Annotated in this window: 13 protein-coding genes; 4 read left to right on the top strand and 9 right to left on the bottom strand. The window is 49.7% G+C overall.

Annotated elements, in window-relative coordinates:
* Positions 1 to 234 precede the first annotated feature (234 nt).
* Both CLOSYM_RS16805 and CLOSYM_RS16800 read left to right on the top strand, forming a co-directional pair.
* Positions 235 to 4,482, top strand: a complete 4,248-nt coding sequence (locus tag CLOSYM_RS16805) for a 2-hydroxyacyl-CoA dehydratase (protein ID WP_003498979.1) — start codon at positions 235 to 237, stop codon at positions 4,480 to 4,482.
* Positions 4,483 to 4,692: 210 nt separating this feature from the next.
* Positions 4,693 to 5,175 (top strand): hypothetical protein, encoded by a 483-nt coding sequence (locus tag CLOSYM_RS16800; RefSeq protein WP_003498982.1) that lies wholly within the window; start codon positions 4,693 to 4,695, stop codon positions 5,173 to 5,175.
* 123 nt (positions 5,176 to 5,298) lie between these two features.
* Here CLOSYM_RS16800 and CLOSYM_RS16795 read toward each other — a convergent pair whose 3' ends face one another.
* Genes CLOSYM_RS16795 through CLOSYM_RS16780 form a run of 4 tightly spaced genes read right to left on the bottom strand, consistent with a single transcriptional unit; the run spans position 5,299 to position 11,965 of the window.
* Positions 5,299 to 6,516 carry a TolC family protein gene (locus CLOSYM_RS16795; RefSeq protein WP_003498985.1) on the bottom strand — a complete coding sequence of 406 codons (1,218 nt, stop codon included), beginning with the start codon at positions 6,514 to 6,516 and terminating at the stop codon, positions 5,299 to 5,301.
* 12 nt (positions 6,517 to 6,528) lie between these two features.
* On the bottom strand, positions 6,529 to 7,701 hold the full coding sequence (locus CLOSYM_RS16790; RefSeq protein WP_044902691.1) for a TolC family protein: 1,173 nt from the start codon (positions 7,699 to 7,701) through the stop codon (positions 6,529 to 6,531).
* 55 nt (positions 7,702 to 7,756) lie between these two features.
* Positions 7,757 to 10,771 carry an efflux RND transporter permease subunit gene (locus CLOSYM_RS16785; RefSeq protein WP_021643032.1) on the bottom strand — a complete coding sequence of 1,005 codons (3,015 nt, stop codon included), beginning with the start codon at positions 10,769 to 10,771 and terminating at the stop codon, positions 7,757 to 7,759.
* 18 nt (positions 10,772 to 10,789) lie between these two features.
* Complete coding sequence (locus tag CLOSYM_RS16780) at positions 10,790 to 11,965, bottom strand: efflux RND transporter periplasmic adaptor subunit (protein ID WP_021643031.1); 1,176 nt, start codon at positions 11,963 to 11,965, stop codon at positions 10,790 to 10,792.
* A gap of 259 nt (positions 11,966 to 12,224) precedes the next feature.
* Here CLOSYM_RS16780 and CLOSYM_RS16775 point away from each other — a divergent pair, with 259 nt between their 5' ends.
* Together CLOSYM_RS16775 and CLOSYM_RS16770 are read left to right on the top strand one after the other, a co-directional pair.
* Entirely contained in the window at positions 12,225 to 12,902 is a 678-nt protein-coding gene (locus tag CLOSYM_RS16775; protein WP_003498993.1) for a response regulator transcription factor, read from the top strand.
* Complete coding sequence (locus CLOSYM_RS16770) at positions 12,899 to 13,975, top strand: HAMP domain-containing sensor histidine kinase (RefSeq protein WP_021643030.1); 1,077 nt, start codon at positions 12,899 to 12,901, stop codon at positions 13,973 to 13,975. The genes CLOSYM_RS16775 and CLOSYM_RS16770 overlap by 4 nt, the downstream gene beginning before the upstream one ends.
* Positions 13,976 to 14,123: 148 nt before the next feature.
* Here CLOSYM_RS16770 and CLOSYM_RS16765 read toward each other — a convergent pair whose 3' ends face one another.
* The 5 genes from CLOSYM_RS16765 to CLOSYM_RS16745 form a co-directional block, all read right to left on the bottom strand.
* Positions 14,124 to 14,972, bottom strand: coding sequence for a tyrosine recombinase (locus CLOSYM_RS16765; protein WP_003498997.1), 849 nt, complete (start codon positions 14,970 to 14,972; stop codon positions 14,124 to 14,126).
* A gap of 260 nt (positions 14,973 to 15,232) precedes the next feature.
* Positions 15,233 to 15,778 carry a stage II sporulation protein M gene (locus CLOSYM_RS16760; protein WP_003498999.1) on the bottom strand — a complete coding sequence of 182 codons (546 nt, stop codon included), beginning with the start codon at positions 15,776 to 15,778 and terminating at the stop codon, positions 15,233 to 15,235.
* Between the two features lie 99 nt (positions 15,779 to 15,877).
* Positions 15,878 to 16,477: an NUDIX hydrolase gene (locus CLOSYM_RS16755; RefSeq protein WP_021643028.1), complete on the bottom strand. Its 600-nt coding sequence runs from the start codon at positions 16,475 to 16,477 to the stop codon at positions 15,878 to 15,880.
* A gap of 76 nt (positions 16,478 to 16,553) precedes the next feature.
* Positions 16,554 to 17,351: a pyrroline-5-carboxylate reductase gene (proC, locus tag CLOSYM_RS16750; RefSeq protein WP_009296046.1), complete on the bottom strand. Its 798-nt coding sequence runs from the start codon at positions 17,349 to 17,351 to the stop codon at positions 16,554 to 16,556.
* 24 nt (positions 17,352 to 17,375) lie between these two features.
* On the bottom strand, positions 17,376 to 18,359 hold the full coding sequence (locus tag CLOSYM_RS16745; protein WP_242828694.1) for a hypothetical protein: 984 nt from the start codon (positions 18,357 to 18,359) through the stop codon (positions 17,376 to 17,378).
* Between the last annotated feature and the right edge of the window lie 216 nt (positions 18,360 to 18,575).

Below are 18,575 nucleotides of genomic sequence, written 5' to 3'. Positions count from 1 at the left end.
CGCGTCCTCCAAACCTCAGTTAAATCTCCATTTCCACCCCAGATTAACCTCTTCTTAACATGATTTTAACATCCTTTTCTTTCCCCCGGATCAATGGGCAATTTTAACGGAATCACACGATTCTTAGCGGCTTTTTAACGCATCGGATCAATTGTTTTCTTTCCTATTCTATGTTAAACTTAGGCCGAATACATGTGTAATACAAAGGAGGGAAGGGGTAAGCCCCGACTGATCATGAATTCTAAGAAAAGATTAGGAATCGATATCGGTTCCACCACTGTTAAGATTTCCATTATTGACGACGCAGGCAATATCCTGTTTGCAGATTATGAGCGTCATTTTGCCAATATCCAGGAGACCCTCTCCGCACTGCTGAAAAAAGGTGCCGGTCAACTGGGTAATCTGGATGTGGAACCAATGATTACCGGTTCCGGCGGACTGACTCTTTCCAAACATCTGGGCATTCCTTTTGTCCAGGAGGTAGTTGCCGTAGCCACATCATTAAAAGACTTTGCTCCCCAGACCGATGTCGCCATCGAACTCGGCGGAGAAGATGCTAAAATTATTTATTTCACCGGTGGTATCGATCAGCGGATGAACGGAATCTGCGCCGGGGGGACCGGCTCTTTTATTGACCAAATGGCCTCCCTGCTTCAGACAGACGCATCCGGACTGAACGAATACGCGAAAAACTATAAATCAATCTACCCGATCGCCGCGCGCTGCGGTGTATTTGCAAAATCGGATATCCAGCCCCTTATCAACGAGGGCGCAACGAAAGAAGACCTTTCCGCCTCTATATTCCAGGCGGTTGTGAACCAGACAATCAGCGGGCTGGCCTGTGGGAAGCCGATCCGCGGCAATGTGGCTTTCCTGGGAGGGCCGCTGCATTTCCTGTCAGAGCTTCGTGCATCCTTTATCAGGACATTGAATCTGGGGGATGAGCAGATTATCGCTCCGTCGCACTCCCATCTCTTTGCCGCTGTAGGCGCTGCCATGAATTCAGAGGGTAAAGTGACCGCCAGTCTGGAGAGCCTGATGGAACGCCTCTCCCACGGCATTAAGATGGATTTTGAGGTTAACAGGATGGAACCTCTCTTTGAAAATGAAGAGGCTTACGCCGAATTTACCAGACGCCACGAAAGTCACAATGTCAGGAAAGCGGATATCTCCACTTATGAGGGAAACTGCTATCTGGGCATCGACGCCGGTTCCACCACTACAAAGGTGGCGCTTGTCAGCGAAGACGGAGCCCTGCTGTACCATTTTTACAGCAATAATAACGGCAGTCCGCTGGCTACCGCAATCCGCGCAATGAAGGAGATACACGATGTCATTCCCGAAAAGGCCAATATCGTATACTCCTGTTCCACCGGCTACGGTGAGGCGCTGCTGAAAGCGGCGCTGATGCTGGATGAGGGCGAGGTTGAAACAATCTCCCACTATTATGCGGCGGCGGCCTTTGAACCGGATGTGGACTGCATTCTGGATATCGGCGGACAGGATATGAAGTGCATCAAGATTAAAGACGGCACCGTCGACAGCGTACAGCTTAACGAAGCCTGCTCCTCCGGCTGCGGTTCTTTCATTGAGACTTTTGCAAAATCCCTGAACTACAGCGTTATCGATTTTGCCAAAGAGGCTCTGTTTGCCAAAAATCCTACCGACCTTGGAACGAGATGTACTGTTTTCATGAATTCCAATGTAAAGCAGGCCCAGAAGGAAGGAGCCACCGTCTCCGATATTTCCGCCGGTCTCGCCTATTCCGTCATTAAGAACGCATTGTTTAAAGTAATTAAAATAACAAGCGCTGAAGACCTTGGACACCATGTGGTCGTTCAGGGAGGCACTTTCTACAATGACGCCGTCCTCAGAAGCTTTGAGAAAATCGCCGGCTGTGAAGCCGTACGGCCCGATATAGCCGGTATCATGGGCGCATTCGGCGCAGCACTGATTGCCAGGGAGCGCTACGACGGTTCTAAGACTACCACGATGCTCTCAATCGACAAGATCCTGGGCCTCACCTATGAAACGAACATGGCCAGATGCCAGGGCTGTACCAATCACTGTGTGCTCACCATCAACCGCTTCGACGGCGGCCGTCAGTTTGTAACCGGCAACCGGTGTGAGCGCGGTCTCGGAGGCACGAGGGCCAAACGTGATGTTCCCAATCTTTTTGAATATAAATACCACAGAATGTTCGATTTTGAACCACTGACGGCCGATATGGCCCCGAGGGGAACCGTGGGAATCCCGCGTGTTCTCAATATGTATGAGAATTATCCGTTCTGGGCTGTTTTCTTTAAAAAACTGGGGTTCAGGACCGTCCTGTCCCCCCAGTCCACAAGGAAGATTTACGAGCTGGGAATTGAAACCATACCGAGTGAATCCGAGTGTTACCCTGCAAAACTGGTACACGGGCATATCCAGTGGCTGATAAAGCAGGGCATTGAATACATATTTTACCCCTGCATTCCGTATGAGCGCAACGAGTCCCCCGACGCAGGAAATCATTTTAACTGCCCGATGGTCACCTCCTACGCTGAAAACATCAAGAATAACGTCGAGGAGCTTACCGAACATAAAGTAAAATTCAGCAATCCTTTTATGGCTTTTACCGATGAGGAAATCCTGACAAAACGTCTGGTGGAAGTATTCCGTGAAGACTTTTCCATCCCGGAAGAAGAAGTACGCATGGCTGCAGGGGAAGGCTGGAAGGAACTGATTGCATCCCGGAAAGATATGGAGAAAAAGGGCGAAGAAACCCTGAAATGGCTGAAGGAAACAGGCAGACACGGAATTGTCCTCGCCGGCCGTCCATATCACGTGGATCCCGAAATTAACCACGGCATACCGGAGCTTATCACTTCCTACGGCTTTGCCGTACTGACAGAGGATGCCGTTTCACATCTGGGAAAGGTGGAGCGTCCTTTAATTGTCACAGACCAGTGGATGTACCACTCCAGACTGTATGAAGCCGCCTGCTTTGTAAAGTCACAGCCAAATCTGGATTTGATTCAGCTTAATTCCTTTGGCTGCGGACTGGATGCCGTGACTACGGACCAGGTAAATGAAATATTAACCCGTTCCGGCAAAATTTACACCCTGCTCAAAATTGATGAAGTCAACAATCTGGGAGCTGCCAGAATCCGTGTGCGTTCCCTGATTTCGGCAATTCGTGTAAGGGAGATGAAGCACTACCGTAAACCTGTCGTATCAAACGCGTACAGCCGCGTCTTCTTCACGAAGGAAATGAAGAAGGATTATACGATTCTCTGCCCGCAGATGTCTCCAATCCATTTTGAACTGATTGAGACGGCGGTCAGAAGTTTCGGCTACAAGCTGGAGGTTCTGCAGAACTCCGACCGCAGGGCCGTCGATACCGGACTGAAATACGTTAATAACGATGCCTGCTATCCATCCCTGATTGTAGTGGGCCAGATCATGGATGCCCTGCTTTCGGGCAAATACGATTTAAACCGTACGGCCATTATCATGAGCCAGACCGGCGGTGGCTGCCGTGCATCCAACTATATCGGATTTATCAGACGCGCGCTGGAGCGGGCCGGGATGCCACAGATTCCCGTTATCTCGCTCAATGCCAACGGTATGGAGACGAATCCGGGCTTTAAGATTACGCTGCCTCTGATAACAAAAGCAATGCAGGCCGTGGTATACGGGGATCTCTTCATGCGTGTCCTGTATGCTACAAGGCCATATGAGGCAAAACCCGGTTCTGCCAATGCGCTCCACGGCAAATGGAGGGACATCTGCCAGAAATCACTGTCGCGGCGCGCACCGACGATGCTTGAATTTAACAGAAACATCCGGGGCATTATCAAAGATTTCGATGAACTCCCGCGGAAAAATGTAACGAAACCAAAGGTGGGAATTGTCGGTGAAATTCTTGTGAAGTTCTCCCCTCTTGCCAATAACCATGTAGTGGAACTGCTGGAGGCAGAGGGCGCAGAGGCCGTAATGCCGGATCTGCTGGACTTCCTGCTCTACTGCTTCTACAACAGCAACTTTAAAGCAGATAACCTGGGCGGAAAGCGCTCTACCGCATATCTTTGCAATATGGGCATTTCGCTGCTCGAATATTTCCGCAGGACCTCCAGGAAAGAACTGGAACGGAGCGTCCACTTCCTGCCCCCTGCCAAAATCAATGATCTGGCATCCATGGCAGAACATTACGTATCCATCGGTAATCAGACAGGCGAAGGCTGGTTCCTGACCGGAGAGATGCTTGAACTTATTAAGAGCGGTACAACTAATATTATCTGCACCCAGCCGTTTGGCTGTCTCCCGAATCATATTGTGGGCAAAGGAGTTATCAAGGAACTGCGGAGCAGCCACCCGGAAGCCAATATTATCGCCATCGACTATGATCCCGGCGCCAGTGAGGTAAATCAGCTCAACCGTATCAAGCTGATGCTGGCAACGGCCCAGAAAAATCTTAATACAAAGGAAGATGTTTCATGACAGAACATGTCACCGTCTTCAAAGAGGAGGCAGTGAAAACGTTATAATCGTTTTTCACTGCCCCCCTTTTTTACCGATGCTTCCTGAATCGGTAACTTTTTACTTACATTCTTCCAATTTTTTGCTGACATTTTTCTTAAGGCATGATATAATGGACGGAGATATTTACTATGTCCCGTTTTCATGGCGACAAATACGGAGGGTTGAAGGATGCGATTCAGGACTATTATCTGTACCGCACTGTTGGCGCTGACATTCTCTGTCACCGCATTCGGTGCTGAACATACTGCCCAGGTTGTAAGCTTCGGTCATAGCGTTGATACCGATGCTGCCATTGAACTTACCGGTTCAAAGGTTATTACAGACGATTTTTCTTTTAAAATGCCGGACGGTTGGTCGGGTAACTGTGTTATGGTAGCCGACGGTTCCAGTTATGAGATTTATAATAAGACTGCATATGAAGAAGACGGCTCCGGCCTCCTCTTTTCCATCATCTGTTATGAAGATGTCGATTATCAGGATTTGAAAGGTTGTTCCATCCTTGGTTTTTATGGCAATAAGACCTACATATTGGAATCATGGTATGACGAATTTCTGGAAGACACGACTTCCAGGGAATATAAAGCATGCGCTGAGGCTTCCAAAGTTCTGAAAAAAAGTTTTGTATCCATAGTGAAAGAACCGACAGAATAATCTGCCGGTTCTTTTTGGTTTAACAGGAAATGTCTCCTGTTAAATAAAAACCGCTCCGCGGAGGATCGCACTGCGGCGGCAGGGAATAATGCCGCCACAGCGACCCGCCGCAGACTTAGCTTATCAGCTAATTCCCTTAATGGCCCACTGGTATGAAGCCACCGCCTGCTTATAGGCAATTTCAGCACTTTTATAGGCGGCTGCGGCCGAATACCATTCCGCTTCTCCGGACAGCCAAGTGCTTTTATTTATCATACCGGCCCCGTATTTTGTCTTAACCGCACCGTAATCTTTTTCTGCAGCCGCATAGGAGGCGCCGGCTCCCTCATAAAGCTGCTGCGCTTCTATTACAGCCCGGTACAATTCATCCATTGTCAGACCGGCCGCTCCTTCCGCCTCATATAGCTGCTGTCTTCTCAGCTTTCGGGCAGTGTCTCCGGTCGCTGTGCTCTTCTTGATTGATTTGACTTCGGGATCTGCAATTACCGCTTTCGCTTTATCGCTTTCCAGGTTCATCTGTTCAAGCTCCCTGGATGTCACGGCCGGAATTTCCCCAATCTGAACCGTTTCAGCATCTCTGCCGATCAGAATGGCAAGCTGGCGTTTCAGCTTATCTGCACTGTCCCGGACAGACTGCAGGGATGCCTGGGCATTTAACAGACTTTTCTCAGAATCCAGAAGCTCTGTTTCTGTAATAAGGCCTGCCTGTCTCCTGGCTGACGCCAGTTCATAGGCGGCATTTTGAGCCTCCGCCCTCTTTTCGGCTGCCCTTACCTGGTACTCCATCTTCTTAAATGAGTACATCAGCGTCTGCGCCGATTTTACGAGACTGTTGATTGTCCGGTCCAGGGATGCCTGGTTTGTGGCGGAATTGAGGGAATTGATGCTTCTCTTCATCTGAGCAGCCGACGAGGACAGAATCTGTGCATTCTGTTCATAACTTTCAATCAGGGCCGCATCCGCGCCCTCATCCTCCAGTTCATCGGCTTTATTTAACATATCCCGTTTGGCGCTTACCAGAGAATCGTATGCAGCCTGGTAAACCTCCAGCCTGGTTTCATAGCTCTTCTGCGAGTTGACGGCACTGCTGTTGCCGGTCCGGATAAGTGATTCCAGCTCTTCATATTCAATCAGGCCGTCATTCAGATTTTCCTCACTGATTGATGCGGTAACGGTTTTTATCTCCTCCTCTTCATTACCGGCTAACGCCGGGCCCTCAGCCTCCCCCGGTTCTTGAAGTCCTGATATCAGCGGGCCGGACGCCTTCGCCGGAAACTGATACAGGAGGCTGAAAGCAGTTGCTGCCGCCGCCGCCCAGCCTGCGATTTTGCGAATCTCCATTCTGCCTCCTCCTTATACTGTCGATGCCAGACCGTCCACTGCCCAGCGGTAAGACTGCTGCGCCTCCAATAATGTCATGGCAGCCGTTTCTTTCTCCGTTACAGCATTGTTATAAGATATCTGCCGGCTCTGATATTCATTCAGGCTCATAGTCCCGGCCGCTCTTTTGCGTTCGGCCGCCTGCATGGTCTTTTCCTCCAGCTCAAAGCTTTTTACGGTCTGGGCATACTGGGTTTCTGCCAGCAGGAGACTCTGCCAGGCTGATTTCACATTGGCCTTTACCGCCTCCTCACTGCTTTTTAACGTTTCCTCGTACTGCCGCTGCGTGGCGCCCTGCCTGGCATTCTTTATCTGCCTCGATAAAATTTTGATGTCATAATTGTTTTCAACTGCCTTTACCAGATCCTCGTCGAGATTGACAGAGCTGCTCATCGCATGCTCCGGCTCCGGCAGTTCTCCTATCTCAACCTCGTCCCCATATTTCCATCCCAACATCAGACAGAGATTCTCCTTTGCCGATGCAACCGCGCTTTCAGCCGATGTAATGGCCGCTTCCGCCTGCATAACCGCATCCCTGGCGCTGAGGACGGCAGACTGCGCCGCTGTTCCCGCCGCTGCCTGAAGCCGTGTCGTCTCATATGATTTTTCTGCCGTTGTTTTAGCGTTTCTGCTGCTGTCCAGCGAAGCCTGCGATTTCCAGTAAGTAATCATAAGAATCTGGGCAGACTGGACAAGTGATTTTTCCGTCTTATCATAACCCCATTTCACCACATCGCCGTCGGTGACATTTTCGTCTCCCCTGTCGATCATCTGCTCCGCCTGAAGCTCGCTGCTCTGCGCCGCGGCCAGTCTTGTACCGTAGTTGACATCGTCCGAATCCGGATACTCAATGCCGACATAAATTTCGTCGGCTGTATCATAATAGGTCCGGGCTACTTCGTCGCTGTCCTTCCCCTTATAATCCTCATAGGCAATTTGGTTGCTGAGAACGGTGCTGTTGTATTCATGTATCAAATCGCCAATCTCATCATATTCCAGTTTATTATCCCGCAGGGAATCCCATTTTTCCTCCGTATACGCAAATGGCGGACTGGCCGCCTGCGCCGCCTGCGGGACGGCGAAAGAGATTATGGCTGTTCCCGCCGCCAGAACACAAAACCGTGTCTTTATTTTATTGCTTTGCATAACCGGTTTTCCTTTCCTCAAGTTTTTATTAACCATCCGTCGCAATCTAACCATTTTAATCAATATCCTGGAATTCCTCTTTCGGTCTACGGCTCAACAATCCGTAATAAACCGGCAGCATAAACAGGGCCACGATAACGCCGACCGCCAGGCCTCCAATATCTACAATCGCTATACCCTGGGTTGTTGAACCGCTGCTTCCGATTGCCAGGGCCATCGGGATCATGGACAGGATCGTCGTCAGGCTGGTCATCAGGATCGGCCTGATACGCGTAGCGCCCGCCTCTACCAGGGCCGTATGTAAATCCATCTCCTGCCGGTACTGGTTCACCGTATCCACGTACAGGATACCGTTATTTACGACAGTTCCAATCAGGATCAGGAAACCGAGCAGGGTTGTCATACTGATTGTGACGCCCGTTATCTTCAGAAAACCGAAGGAGCCGACAAGGCTGAACGGAATCGTCGTCATGACCATCACCGAAAATTTTACGGATTCAAACTGGCTTGCCATGACGACAAACACAAGGAACACTGCAATGGCGATTGCCGAATACAAGGAGCCGAACTCCTCCTGCATCATCCTGTCCCGGCTGTTAGTTCCCAGGCTGATAGTTCCCGTCAGGTTAGGCGATATCACTTCACTGTCGATTGCCGCTTTTGTATTACCGCCTGTATAATCTCCGCTGATAGTAATCTCATACGCTTTGTCTGTCTTTGAGATAGAGGACGGGCTGTCTTTGAATATGACATCGGCCACCTGGGTAAGGGCAACTTTTTGGCCTTTTGAATCCGTCAGTATAATATCCTTAATCTGATCCACAGTCCTGTACTCATCCTCCGGATATTCCACCTGTACGGATATTTCTTCACCGTCCACCTTGAGCGTGGCTGCCTCCACACCGCTCAGCATCTGGTTGACCGTGGAGCCGATGGCGGAAGCCGTCAGTCCGTGGGCCTTAGCCATGACCGGATCTACTTTCAGTGTAATGATCGGAGCATTATTTTCGATACTGGAGTGTACGTTGATAATATCGTCCCTCTCCGTCATCTCCTTCACAATCTTATCGCTTACCTCTTTCAGCTCATCATACTGGGTACCGTGCAGCAGCACTTCATATCCCCTCTGACCGCCCATAAAGCTCATCGAGGTGGAGGCCGATACATCGATGGTGCAGTTCTCTATGCTGTCCATTTTTTTCTGCCACAGTTCGGCCACATCTTCCGTATCCATTTTTCTTTTATCCTTCAGATAGGCCGTAATGCTGCCGCTGCTGCTGTTGAAACGCAGCATATAGGAATCCACATTTTCATCCGCCGCCACAACTGCCTCCGCCTGCTCCAGGGCATCATTTACTTTTTCCTGCAGGAGGCCGGGCCTCGTCTCAATGCTAACGCTGACCGTTCCCGTATCATCGGATGTCATCAGTTCTGCCTGCATCCCCGACGCCAGATAGACGGTAGCCGCCAGAATGGCAACAGATGCGAGCATAACCATACCCTTGCGTTTTAACAATTTCTCCATGACCTGTCGGTAGAATCTCTGAAAACGCTCAATCGGCAGGGACATCACCGCCTTTTGTGTTTCTGCCGGCTTGTAGAACAGATAACAGAGCGGCACGATTGTCACAGCCGACAGCAGGGATGCCGCCATACAGAATACAACGGTATAGCCAAGTGGCTTAAACATCTGCCCTGTCATGCCCTGAATGCCGGCCAGGGGCAGGAATACAACGCAGGTGGTGATCGTGGAGCCGATAATTGAATTACCCACAAGCGCCGTCCCCTCAAGAGCCGCCCTGCTGTAGCCCAGTATTCCTTTGTCCCTGCTTCCGGCCGTCGCTCTGAAACAGCTTTCCAAAACCACAATCGAGTTATCCACCATCATTCCGACGCCGAGAACCAAAGCACTCATCGTGATGACGTTCAGGGAGAATCCGGCGGCAGTAATTGCAATCAGCGACATCAGTATGGAAGCCGGAATGGAACTTCCGACAATCAGTGACGCTTTATAATCTCCGAAAAACAGGAAGATAACTATCATGGATATGATAACGGCCAGCACCATGGTGACGGCTACATCCATCAGTGAGTCGAGAATGCTCTCCGATGTGTCATTTGCCACGTTGATGTGCAGGTCTTCGTCCCCGGCTTCCAGTGTGGCGATGACGCTTTTTACCGCACTCGAAACCTCCATTGCCGTATTGCTCTGCTGCTTAGTAATGGAAAGGGATATCGTCTCCTCCCCGTTATAGCGGGAGACGCCTCCCCTGTCTTCCTTTGCCTCATAGATATTGGCTACATCCGACAGCATAACCAGCTCTCCGGTGGCGGTAGCAATTGGAATATCCGGCAGTTCCCCGACCTGCTCCGTCTCCAGGGATGTCGTCACAGACAATTCCAGGTTTCCTGCCACGGCTTCTCCGGAGGGATATGCCAGATTGGCCGTGCTGATGGCCGAGGTTACGTCGCTCATGGTCAGACCGTACTGCTCCAGCTTTTCGGACAGCAGCTCTATTTTTATATATTCGGAAGAACCGCCCATGGCGCTGACCTCCGCTACGGATGATATTCTCTCAAATTCGGGGACTATATTCTGATCCACATAGTCATAAAGATTTTCCTGCCTGGAATGGCTTATGGAAAGCATCATCGTGGTCCCGGCATTCATGCTCATCTCCATGATGGAGGTGTCCACATCGTCGGGAATGTTCCGTTTGGCATTCTCAAGCTTCTTTTTCAGGTTGTCATAGGCCTCATCCATATCGGTTCCGTAATCGTACTCCAGCATTACCATGGCACTTCCGTCACTCGATGTGGAACTCATGGTTTTCACGCCTTCCAGCGTGCTGATGGCATCTTCAATCGGCTCCGTCACAAGCTCGCATATATCTTCAGGGCCTGCGCCGGAATAGCCGGCCCTGACAATCAGCATCGGCGTCTCCATATCCGGCATCTGCTCCAGCTTTGCGGAGAAAACGGATGTGATACCAAACACAATCAGGCAAAGAAGCGCCATTACTGTGGTGACCGGATGCTTAAGGACGTATTTTGTAATTCCTGTTCCCATTAATTATCTCCTCCTGCCCTATTCTGCCGCTGCAGAAGTCTCAGTCCTGCCCGTTCCCGGTTCTTTGCCGGCCGGAGCGGATTCCCCGCCCTCCGATTTAAGATTGACCGTAGAACCTTCATAGAGCTGGGAGCTCCACGTGCTGATTACCAGTTCGTCCGCCGCGAGTCCGGACCTTATCTCCGCAAGCTCAGAATCATAAAGCCCCACCTCCACTTCTTTTTTGTGAACGGCGCCGTCCTCATAAACATAGACATTTCCCACACCGCCGTCATAGTAAATGGCATCGACCGGCACCGTCATCACATTATCCGAACGCCCGGAAATCACCTTCACCTTGACGACGCTTCCCGTTGCAACCGAATCGGCCTGCGCCAGGTCTGCCTTTATTTTAAACAGTCCGTTTGAATCGTCCACCATGGTGCTGATATCGTTTATGACCCCCTCATAAGCATTTCCTTCTTTTTCAACGGTCATTTTGTCCCCCAGGCTGAGATTCCTGACAACGCCTTCGGTTACGTAAAAGGAAACCCTCTTATTCCCCTGACCGGAGATAACGCATAGCTGATCCGACTGGTTTACGCGGTCATAAACCTCCAAATCGCAGCTCTCGATCTTCCCTCCGATGGGCGCTGTGACAGAGCTGTACTCCACCTGCTTTTCATAGGACAGTTTCGCCGACTCGTACTGGAGTTTCGCACTTTTCACATTGTTCTGGTACTGCTCCCATTCCTGGTCGGAGATATCGCCGCCCTGATAGAGAAGCTGCATCCTGCTCAGTGTGCTTTGGGCCTCCGACAGGGAAATCGCCGCCGCATCCATGGAGTTTTTGGCACTGTCCACCTGTTCCGTATCAATCGTGCAGAGAAGCTGGCCTGCCTGAACCGTATCACCTGCTTTCACAAGAACCGAGGTTACGTCACCTCCCGCCTTGGCGTAAACATATACGACATCCGCCGGCTCCACCTTCCCCGCAAGGCTGGTCGTTTTTTCGATACTTCCGGTTTGAGGCGCCACAGCCTTCACGGTTGCCACATTGTTCATCGTCTGCTGCCCCATCATTCCTGCCGGCATGGCATTCTTTTTACCTCCTCCGGCTGCTGCTGCCAGAACGATTACCGTCACGGCTGCCGCCGTCAATTTCTTCCTTTTTCCGGCCGATTTTATCAATGCTTTCACTCTTCCTTTTATCATGATTCTTGGTCCTCCTCGATGACCGGTGCGGGAATTTCCCTTCACCTCGGGTTTCAAATTTAACTGAGTATACCACCCCTCTTTAAATCGAAATTAAACTGAGCATTAACTGGATATTAACAAACCGTGATTTTTTTGTGTTCCTTCTGCATAATGAATGAAAAATTCAAAAATGGCGCTTTGGGTTTATAATTAGTTCATAAAGATGTGATATGAATTTTAGAAGCAGTGATTTACATTATGAACGGAGGATAAATCTATGTTCCATATTCTTGTCGTAGAAGACGACGCAAAGCTTCGTTCCCTCTTCTGCACCGTTCTGAACCGCAGCGGATACCTGACGGTTCCGGCATCCGGCGGCAGAGAGGCGCTCGAACTTCTGGATTCCGAATATATCGATTTAATTATTTCCGACATTATGATGCCGGGAATGGACGGTTATGAGCTGATCCGGACGCTGAGGGGGAACGGCTACAGCCTTCCCATACTCATTATTACGGCCAAAGAACGGTTTGAAGACAAACAGGAGGGATTTCAGGCCGGTACTGACGATTATATGGTGAAACCCATCGATGTGAATGAGATGGTTCTGAGGGTCGGCGCCCTGCTGAAACGGGCCAGAATTGCCACGGACCGCCGTATCATCTGCGGCAAAACAACGCTTGATTACGACGCGCTGACTGTCACCGTAGATGGGGAAGAAACGCTGCTTCCGCAGAAAGAATTCTATCTTCTTTACAAGCTGATGTCCTATCCCAATAAGATTTTCACAAGACAGCAGCTCATGGACGAGATATGGGGAATGGACTCCACTTCGGACGAACGTACCGTGGATGTCCATATTAACCGTCTCCGGGAGCGTTTTCGTGACTGTGATGATTTTCTGATTATGACCGTGCGAGGTCTCGGATATAAGGTGGTGAAAGCAGAATTATGAAAAAAAAGAACTTTCACCTGCCTAAGTACTGGTTTTATATGCTGATACTCAGTTTTGTCATACTGTCCGTAATGCCGCTGATGGCCGGTTTCCTGGTGAATCTCATCGCAAACGGCGAGGAGGGAAAAATCCGCTTTCTTCAGTTTAATCCGCTGTTCCCGAGCCTTGTATTTTTTCTCAGCAGTATTTTTATCAGTTTTATCATATCGCTGGTGTTGTGGTTTAAGGTTCTCGTCCCCCTGGGTAATCTCAGCCAGGCTGCAAGGCAGGTGTCAAAGGGCGATTTTTCCATTAAGGTGGAGACCGGCAAATCCCTGCGCGAACTGAGGGAGCTGACCGACAATTTTAACAGGATGGTGCAGGAACTGGGCAGTATAGAATCGTTCAGAAATGACTTTGTAACGAATATTTCACATGAGTTTAAGACGCCGCTGGCGGCAATCGAAGGATATGTGACCCTGCTTCAGGAGCCTTCTCTTACCGAGGAAGACAGGAATGAATATATCCGCATTATCATGGACAGTACCAAGCAGCTCTCTTCGATGGCAGGCAACATTCTCATGCTGTCACGGCTTGAAAAGCAGGAAATCGTGACCGGAAAAACTCTGTTCAAGCTGGATGAGCAGATACGCCAGTCCCTTCTGATGCTGGAACCCCTGTGGGAAAATAAGTATCTGGATCTCGATATCAACCTGCCGCCGGTGCGCTATTTCGGCAATCCCGATCTGCTGATGCAGGTCTGGCTGAACCTCTTTCAGAACGCCATCAAGTTTACGCCTGCAGGAGGCAGCATCTCCGCTTCGATGAAGCTTTTTCCTGATTCTGTGGAGGTGGTGATTTCCGATACGGGAATCGGGATGGATGAGGAAACCATGAGGCGGATATTTGAGAAATTTTACAGCGCGGGCAGGGAGCTGGGACTTAGCGGAAATGGCCTGGGACTTTCGATTACGAAACGGATTCTGGAACTGTCGGGCGGTACGATAACCGTTGAGAGCAGTCCGGATGAAGGCTCCCTCTTTACTGTTACGCTCCCCCTCCGAGAACCGGATGTCAGGTCCGTTATGGTATGATGAAACAGATAGATATACCATGACGTAAAACAGACAGGAAATCATGTCGGGCGCACCTCGATTTAGAGGCGTCCGACATGATTTCCTGTCTGTTTTACCTGTATAATTTAAAGCGGTTATACCCGTCTTCCATTTACTTATTACACATTTACCGTTTTCCCACGTATGCCGCATACATCTGTGTGGTAGCCACATCCGAATGCCCCAGTATCACCTGTACGGCTTTCATATCAGCTCCCCCTCCTATCAGGTGTGCCGCAAATGAGTGCCGCAGCGTATGCGGTGTGATGTCTGATTCGATTCCCGCCTTATCGCCGTAAAATTTGATAATCTTCCAGAAACCCTGGCGGCTCATCTGGCCTCCGTTGCAGTTGACAAACAGCCAGTCCGACTCTTTTTTTCTCGTCAGCTCCGAACGGGCATTCTCTATATAATCCTCCATTGCTCCCTTCGCCACCCGGCTGAAAGGAATTGTCCTGTCTTTCCCGCCGTCGCGGCAGGTGATAAAGCCGATATTCATATTGATATCCGTCAGCTTGAGACTCGTCAGTTCCGAGACCCGGATACCCGTAGCATAGAGAAGTTCCAGCATCGCCTTATCCCGGATCTCTTTTGAAGAGCGCCCGGAAGGCTGCTTAAGCAGTGACGTAACTTCCTCTACGGAAAGTATCACCGGCGCTTTCTTTTCAATCTTTGGAGCATGGACAAGCTCTGCAGGATTGCGTCTGATTTTACCCTCTGAAAATTCATAGTGAAAGAACGCCTTCATGGATGCCAGCATACGCGATATGGTAGTGGTAGCCTTTCCTTCTTTTTCCATAAAAAGAATATAGGAAGTCAGACTGGTCTTCGTTACCTTCCCAGCTTCCGTAATTCCTCTTTCCCCCATATAGGATGCCATCTGAAGAAGATCACGGTGATATGACAGCACCGTGTTCCGGGACATCTTTTTGACCTCCTGCAGGTATTTTATGAAAATATCTATCTCTGTTACCATACTGCTTCCCCTATCCCTTACGATTCACCCTTGCAGGCTTTTACAGGGACAATCATCATCCCTCCAAAACAAGGCCAAAAACAGCCTGTACGTAACATTATATATACATTTTTTGATAAAATCAAACACATTTTTCCCACTTTTACAGTATTTTCAGGCTGATTAACATAAAAAATACAACATGTTGGAAGGCAGTTTTTGCCTCCCCTACATGTTGTTAAAAAATTTTTAAAGATTTTTTAATTTTTTTCTTATTTTCCTTAAAAACCGGACGCAAAATGCAGGAACCAGGGATTCAGCCACAGTTCAGACGCAGCCCCTGCTGCCGTCAGAATAAGAAGGACGGCAAAGCCTCCGCCGTGAATTTTATTTCCCGGAGCCATCGCCCATATGTAGAGAACCGCCAATACCGGAAGATAAAATATCATCTGCGGGAATACGGAAAGCAGGAAGAGAAATACTCCCATCAGCCCCGCCTGCACCGTCATTGAGGATATAAGAAATGCCATCGAAAAACCGGCGTAGACGGCCGCCAGGCAAAAGCCGGGAACGGCAAACAATGACATCCCGAGAAGCCATAAAATTCCGATTCCAAGGCTCCTTTTAAGCAGCAGTTCCGCCAGCAGCTCCAGGGAAGGAGGCTGCGTACTCCCCGTCAGAAACGCCTGTCCGAATACTCCCAGCTGCTCTTTGAGACCTGCCCCCATCCTGTTTACCCACATGGTTCCGGCAAATATCCCGGCAAAAAAACAGAACACCGTTAGAATGGACGGTTGAAAACGAAACGGTGTATGATATTTTCCCATACAAAAGAACCTTTCCCGTTTTTTCCAGTCTATGCGGCGTTCTGTCTCTCTATTCACAGCAGTTTATCGTATCACTGTATGCCATCTGAACGGCTACTGCTATCTTCCGTTACTGTTCACACGGCATGCATATGCCAGAATGGAGGCAACTGTCTTTCCGTCCGTCATCTTTCCGGAATATATCAAATCCAGAAGATCACTCATCTCCCATTCCTCCACCTCTATCTCCTCATCGGGATCCAGATGCTGTTCGGATGGAATCAGGTTCCTTGCCAGAAATACATCGATCGCCTCATCGCAGAATGCAATCGTGGTATTGAGGCTCAGCAGATATTCCAGTTTCTCTGTCTTAAATCCGGTCTCCTCCTCCAGTTCCCTGTAAGCGCAGTCAATCATAGGCTCTCCCGGATAATCCAGCTTCCCCGCCGGAATTTCCAGCGTATAACGGTCCAGTGCATTCCTGTACTGGCGCACCATAAGGAGTTTCCCGTCATGGTTGACAGCCACAACTGCAGCCGCACCGTCATGATGGATGAAATCCCATTTTGCTTCATGACCGTTTACATTAACCGTATCCTCGTACATTTTCAGGATAGTTCCCTGATATTTAAGTTCTCTTTTCAGCCTTTGCACCGGGGGGATATTCTCTCCCCTCACTTCAGACCCGGCAGAAAATGTTTCTTCTTCCTTCTCTTTCATATGGCATGCCGCTCCTTCTGTCTATTGAATTTTCATATATAACACGCGGAATACAACCGTGTGAACAATACTAACATTATTTCAAATTCGTGCATTTATCATAGCATGCATCCGAGGCCTTCATGACGGCGTTCCTAAAGCCGTATTCCTCGAGGGCGGATACGGCAGCAATTGTCGTACCTCCGGGCGAGCATACCTTATCCTTCAGCGCTCCGGGATGCTCTCCCGTCTCAAGCACCATTTTAGCGCTTCCCAGGACTGACTGGGCCGCCATCTTATAAGCTGCCTCTCTCGGAAGGCCGTATTTGACCGCGCTGTCCGCCAGAGCTTCAATAAACATATAGACATAGGCCGGTGAGCTTCCGCTGACGCATACTACGGCGTTCATCAGGCGCTCTTCCACTGTCTGCATTTTTCCGAAGGATTCAAACAGTGACCGGATTGTCTCCTGTTCCTCTTTGGCGAAAAGAGCCGGGTCATAGCAGACGCCTGTCATTCCTTCACCCAGCAGGGCCGGGGTGTTCGGCATGGCCCGGACGATTCTCTTATCTGCTCCCAGAGTTTCCCTGATGCTGTCCACCGTGATACCAGGAGCAATGGAAATAATAATATGGTCTTTTGTCACCGTACCGGCGATGTCAGAAAGCACCGGAGCAAAGAACTGCGGTTTGACTGCAAGCACTATGTATTTAGCCGAAGCTGCACATTCTGCATTGCAGGCCGCAAAGGAAACTCCAGTCTCCTCTGAAACCTGCCGGCATCTGCCGGGATTGACATCCGTAAATATAATCTCTTCTTTCCCGTATACGTTTAATAATCCTTTCAGAATCGCATATCCCATGTTGCCCATTCCGATAAATCCGATTTTTGCCATATTTCTGTCCTCCAATTTGTCTGATTACCAAATACGCACGCCGCCGCCGTTCACCATGTGGCCGTCCGGTGTCTGGATGTTCGTCTGCATGTCTCCGTCAGGCCCCAGGTAATACCAGAGTTCCTTCCACTGTATCCATCCTGTGGCCATATAGCTGTTTTCGCCGAAATAATACCACTTATTATTGATAAACGCCCAGTTATTCACCGTATAGGAACCGTCCGGATTGAGCCAGCGCCAGCCGGTCTCATCCTGCACCCACTGTCCCGGGGTATTCCCGTTGTTGCCGTCCGCCGCTTTGCTGTTGCCGGCACTTGCCAAGGCCTGCGCCTCAGAAGGGCTGACATACCGGCTTGCCGACTCCGTGTATTTTCCTTCTTTGCTTCCTTCGGCGCCCACAGCGCGCACTTTATAATAGTACTCCCCGTCTTTTCGGATGGCTGTTCCGAAATCATACGTTGTTTCGGTGGTCGTCCTCTTGCTCCCCACAGCTTTGCTGTCGCGGTAAAGATAAAGCTCATAGGCCACCGCTCCCTGTGCAGGAGCCCATGTTGCAACCGTCCCGTTCAGATAAGCGTACTCAATCGGGCCGACTCTCTCAGCCATCGGCTTCAGATCGAGGGTAATAATCAGTGTCTGGGAGTCTTCCTTTTTCGTGGAAACCACCTTTGCCGCATCTCCTTTAATCTTTACTTTATCCTTAGATACGGAAAAATAATAGTCATCATCTGCGGTAACGGTCACCTTCACACGAGGCTTATGCTCTGAATTCCAGGTAAAACCTTCATTATCGATCTCCCACTCCGCCACGCCGTAACTGTCGGCGCTTGTCTCTATCTCCAGCTCATCCTCTTCATCCAGCGCGCTGCCAAGCTGCAAATTATCCTTGACTTCCAGCTTGATCGCTGTTATTTTTTCTCCTTTGGCCGCAAAGGACGTGATTGTAAATAATCCAGTCATCATCACAAGCGTTATAGCCGCCGTATACCATACCCTGCCTCTCCTCATGAAAATCTCCTCTCTAAAACGTATAAGCCTTCCGGTACCCATATCCGGATTTCTCTGTCTGTAACCTTTTCTAATTAATAATACCGCACTATTTTGCAATATTCAAGGTAAAGCTGTGACCTTCCGCCTGCATACGGTCTATTTTCGTTCGTGTTCACAGGTCAATGTCTGCGACAAGGCTTTCCCCATTTAAGGTTGGAGACAATCAGCGCCCGG

The sequence above is a fragment of the [Clostridium] symbiosum ATCC 14940 genome (genome assembly GCF_000466485.1).
Classification (GTDB): domain Bacteria; phylum Bacillota; class Clostridia; order Lachnospirales; family Lachnospiraceae; genus Otoolea; species Otoolea symbiosa.
This window is presented reverse-complemented; position numbering and strand designations above follow the sequence as displayed.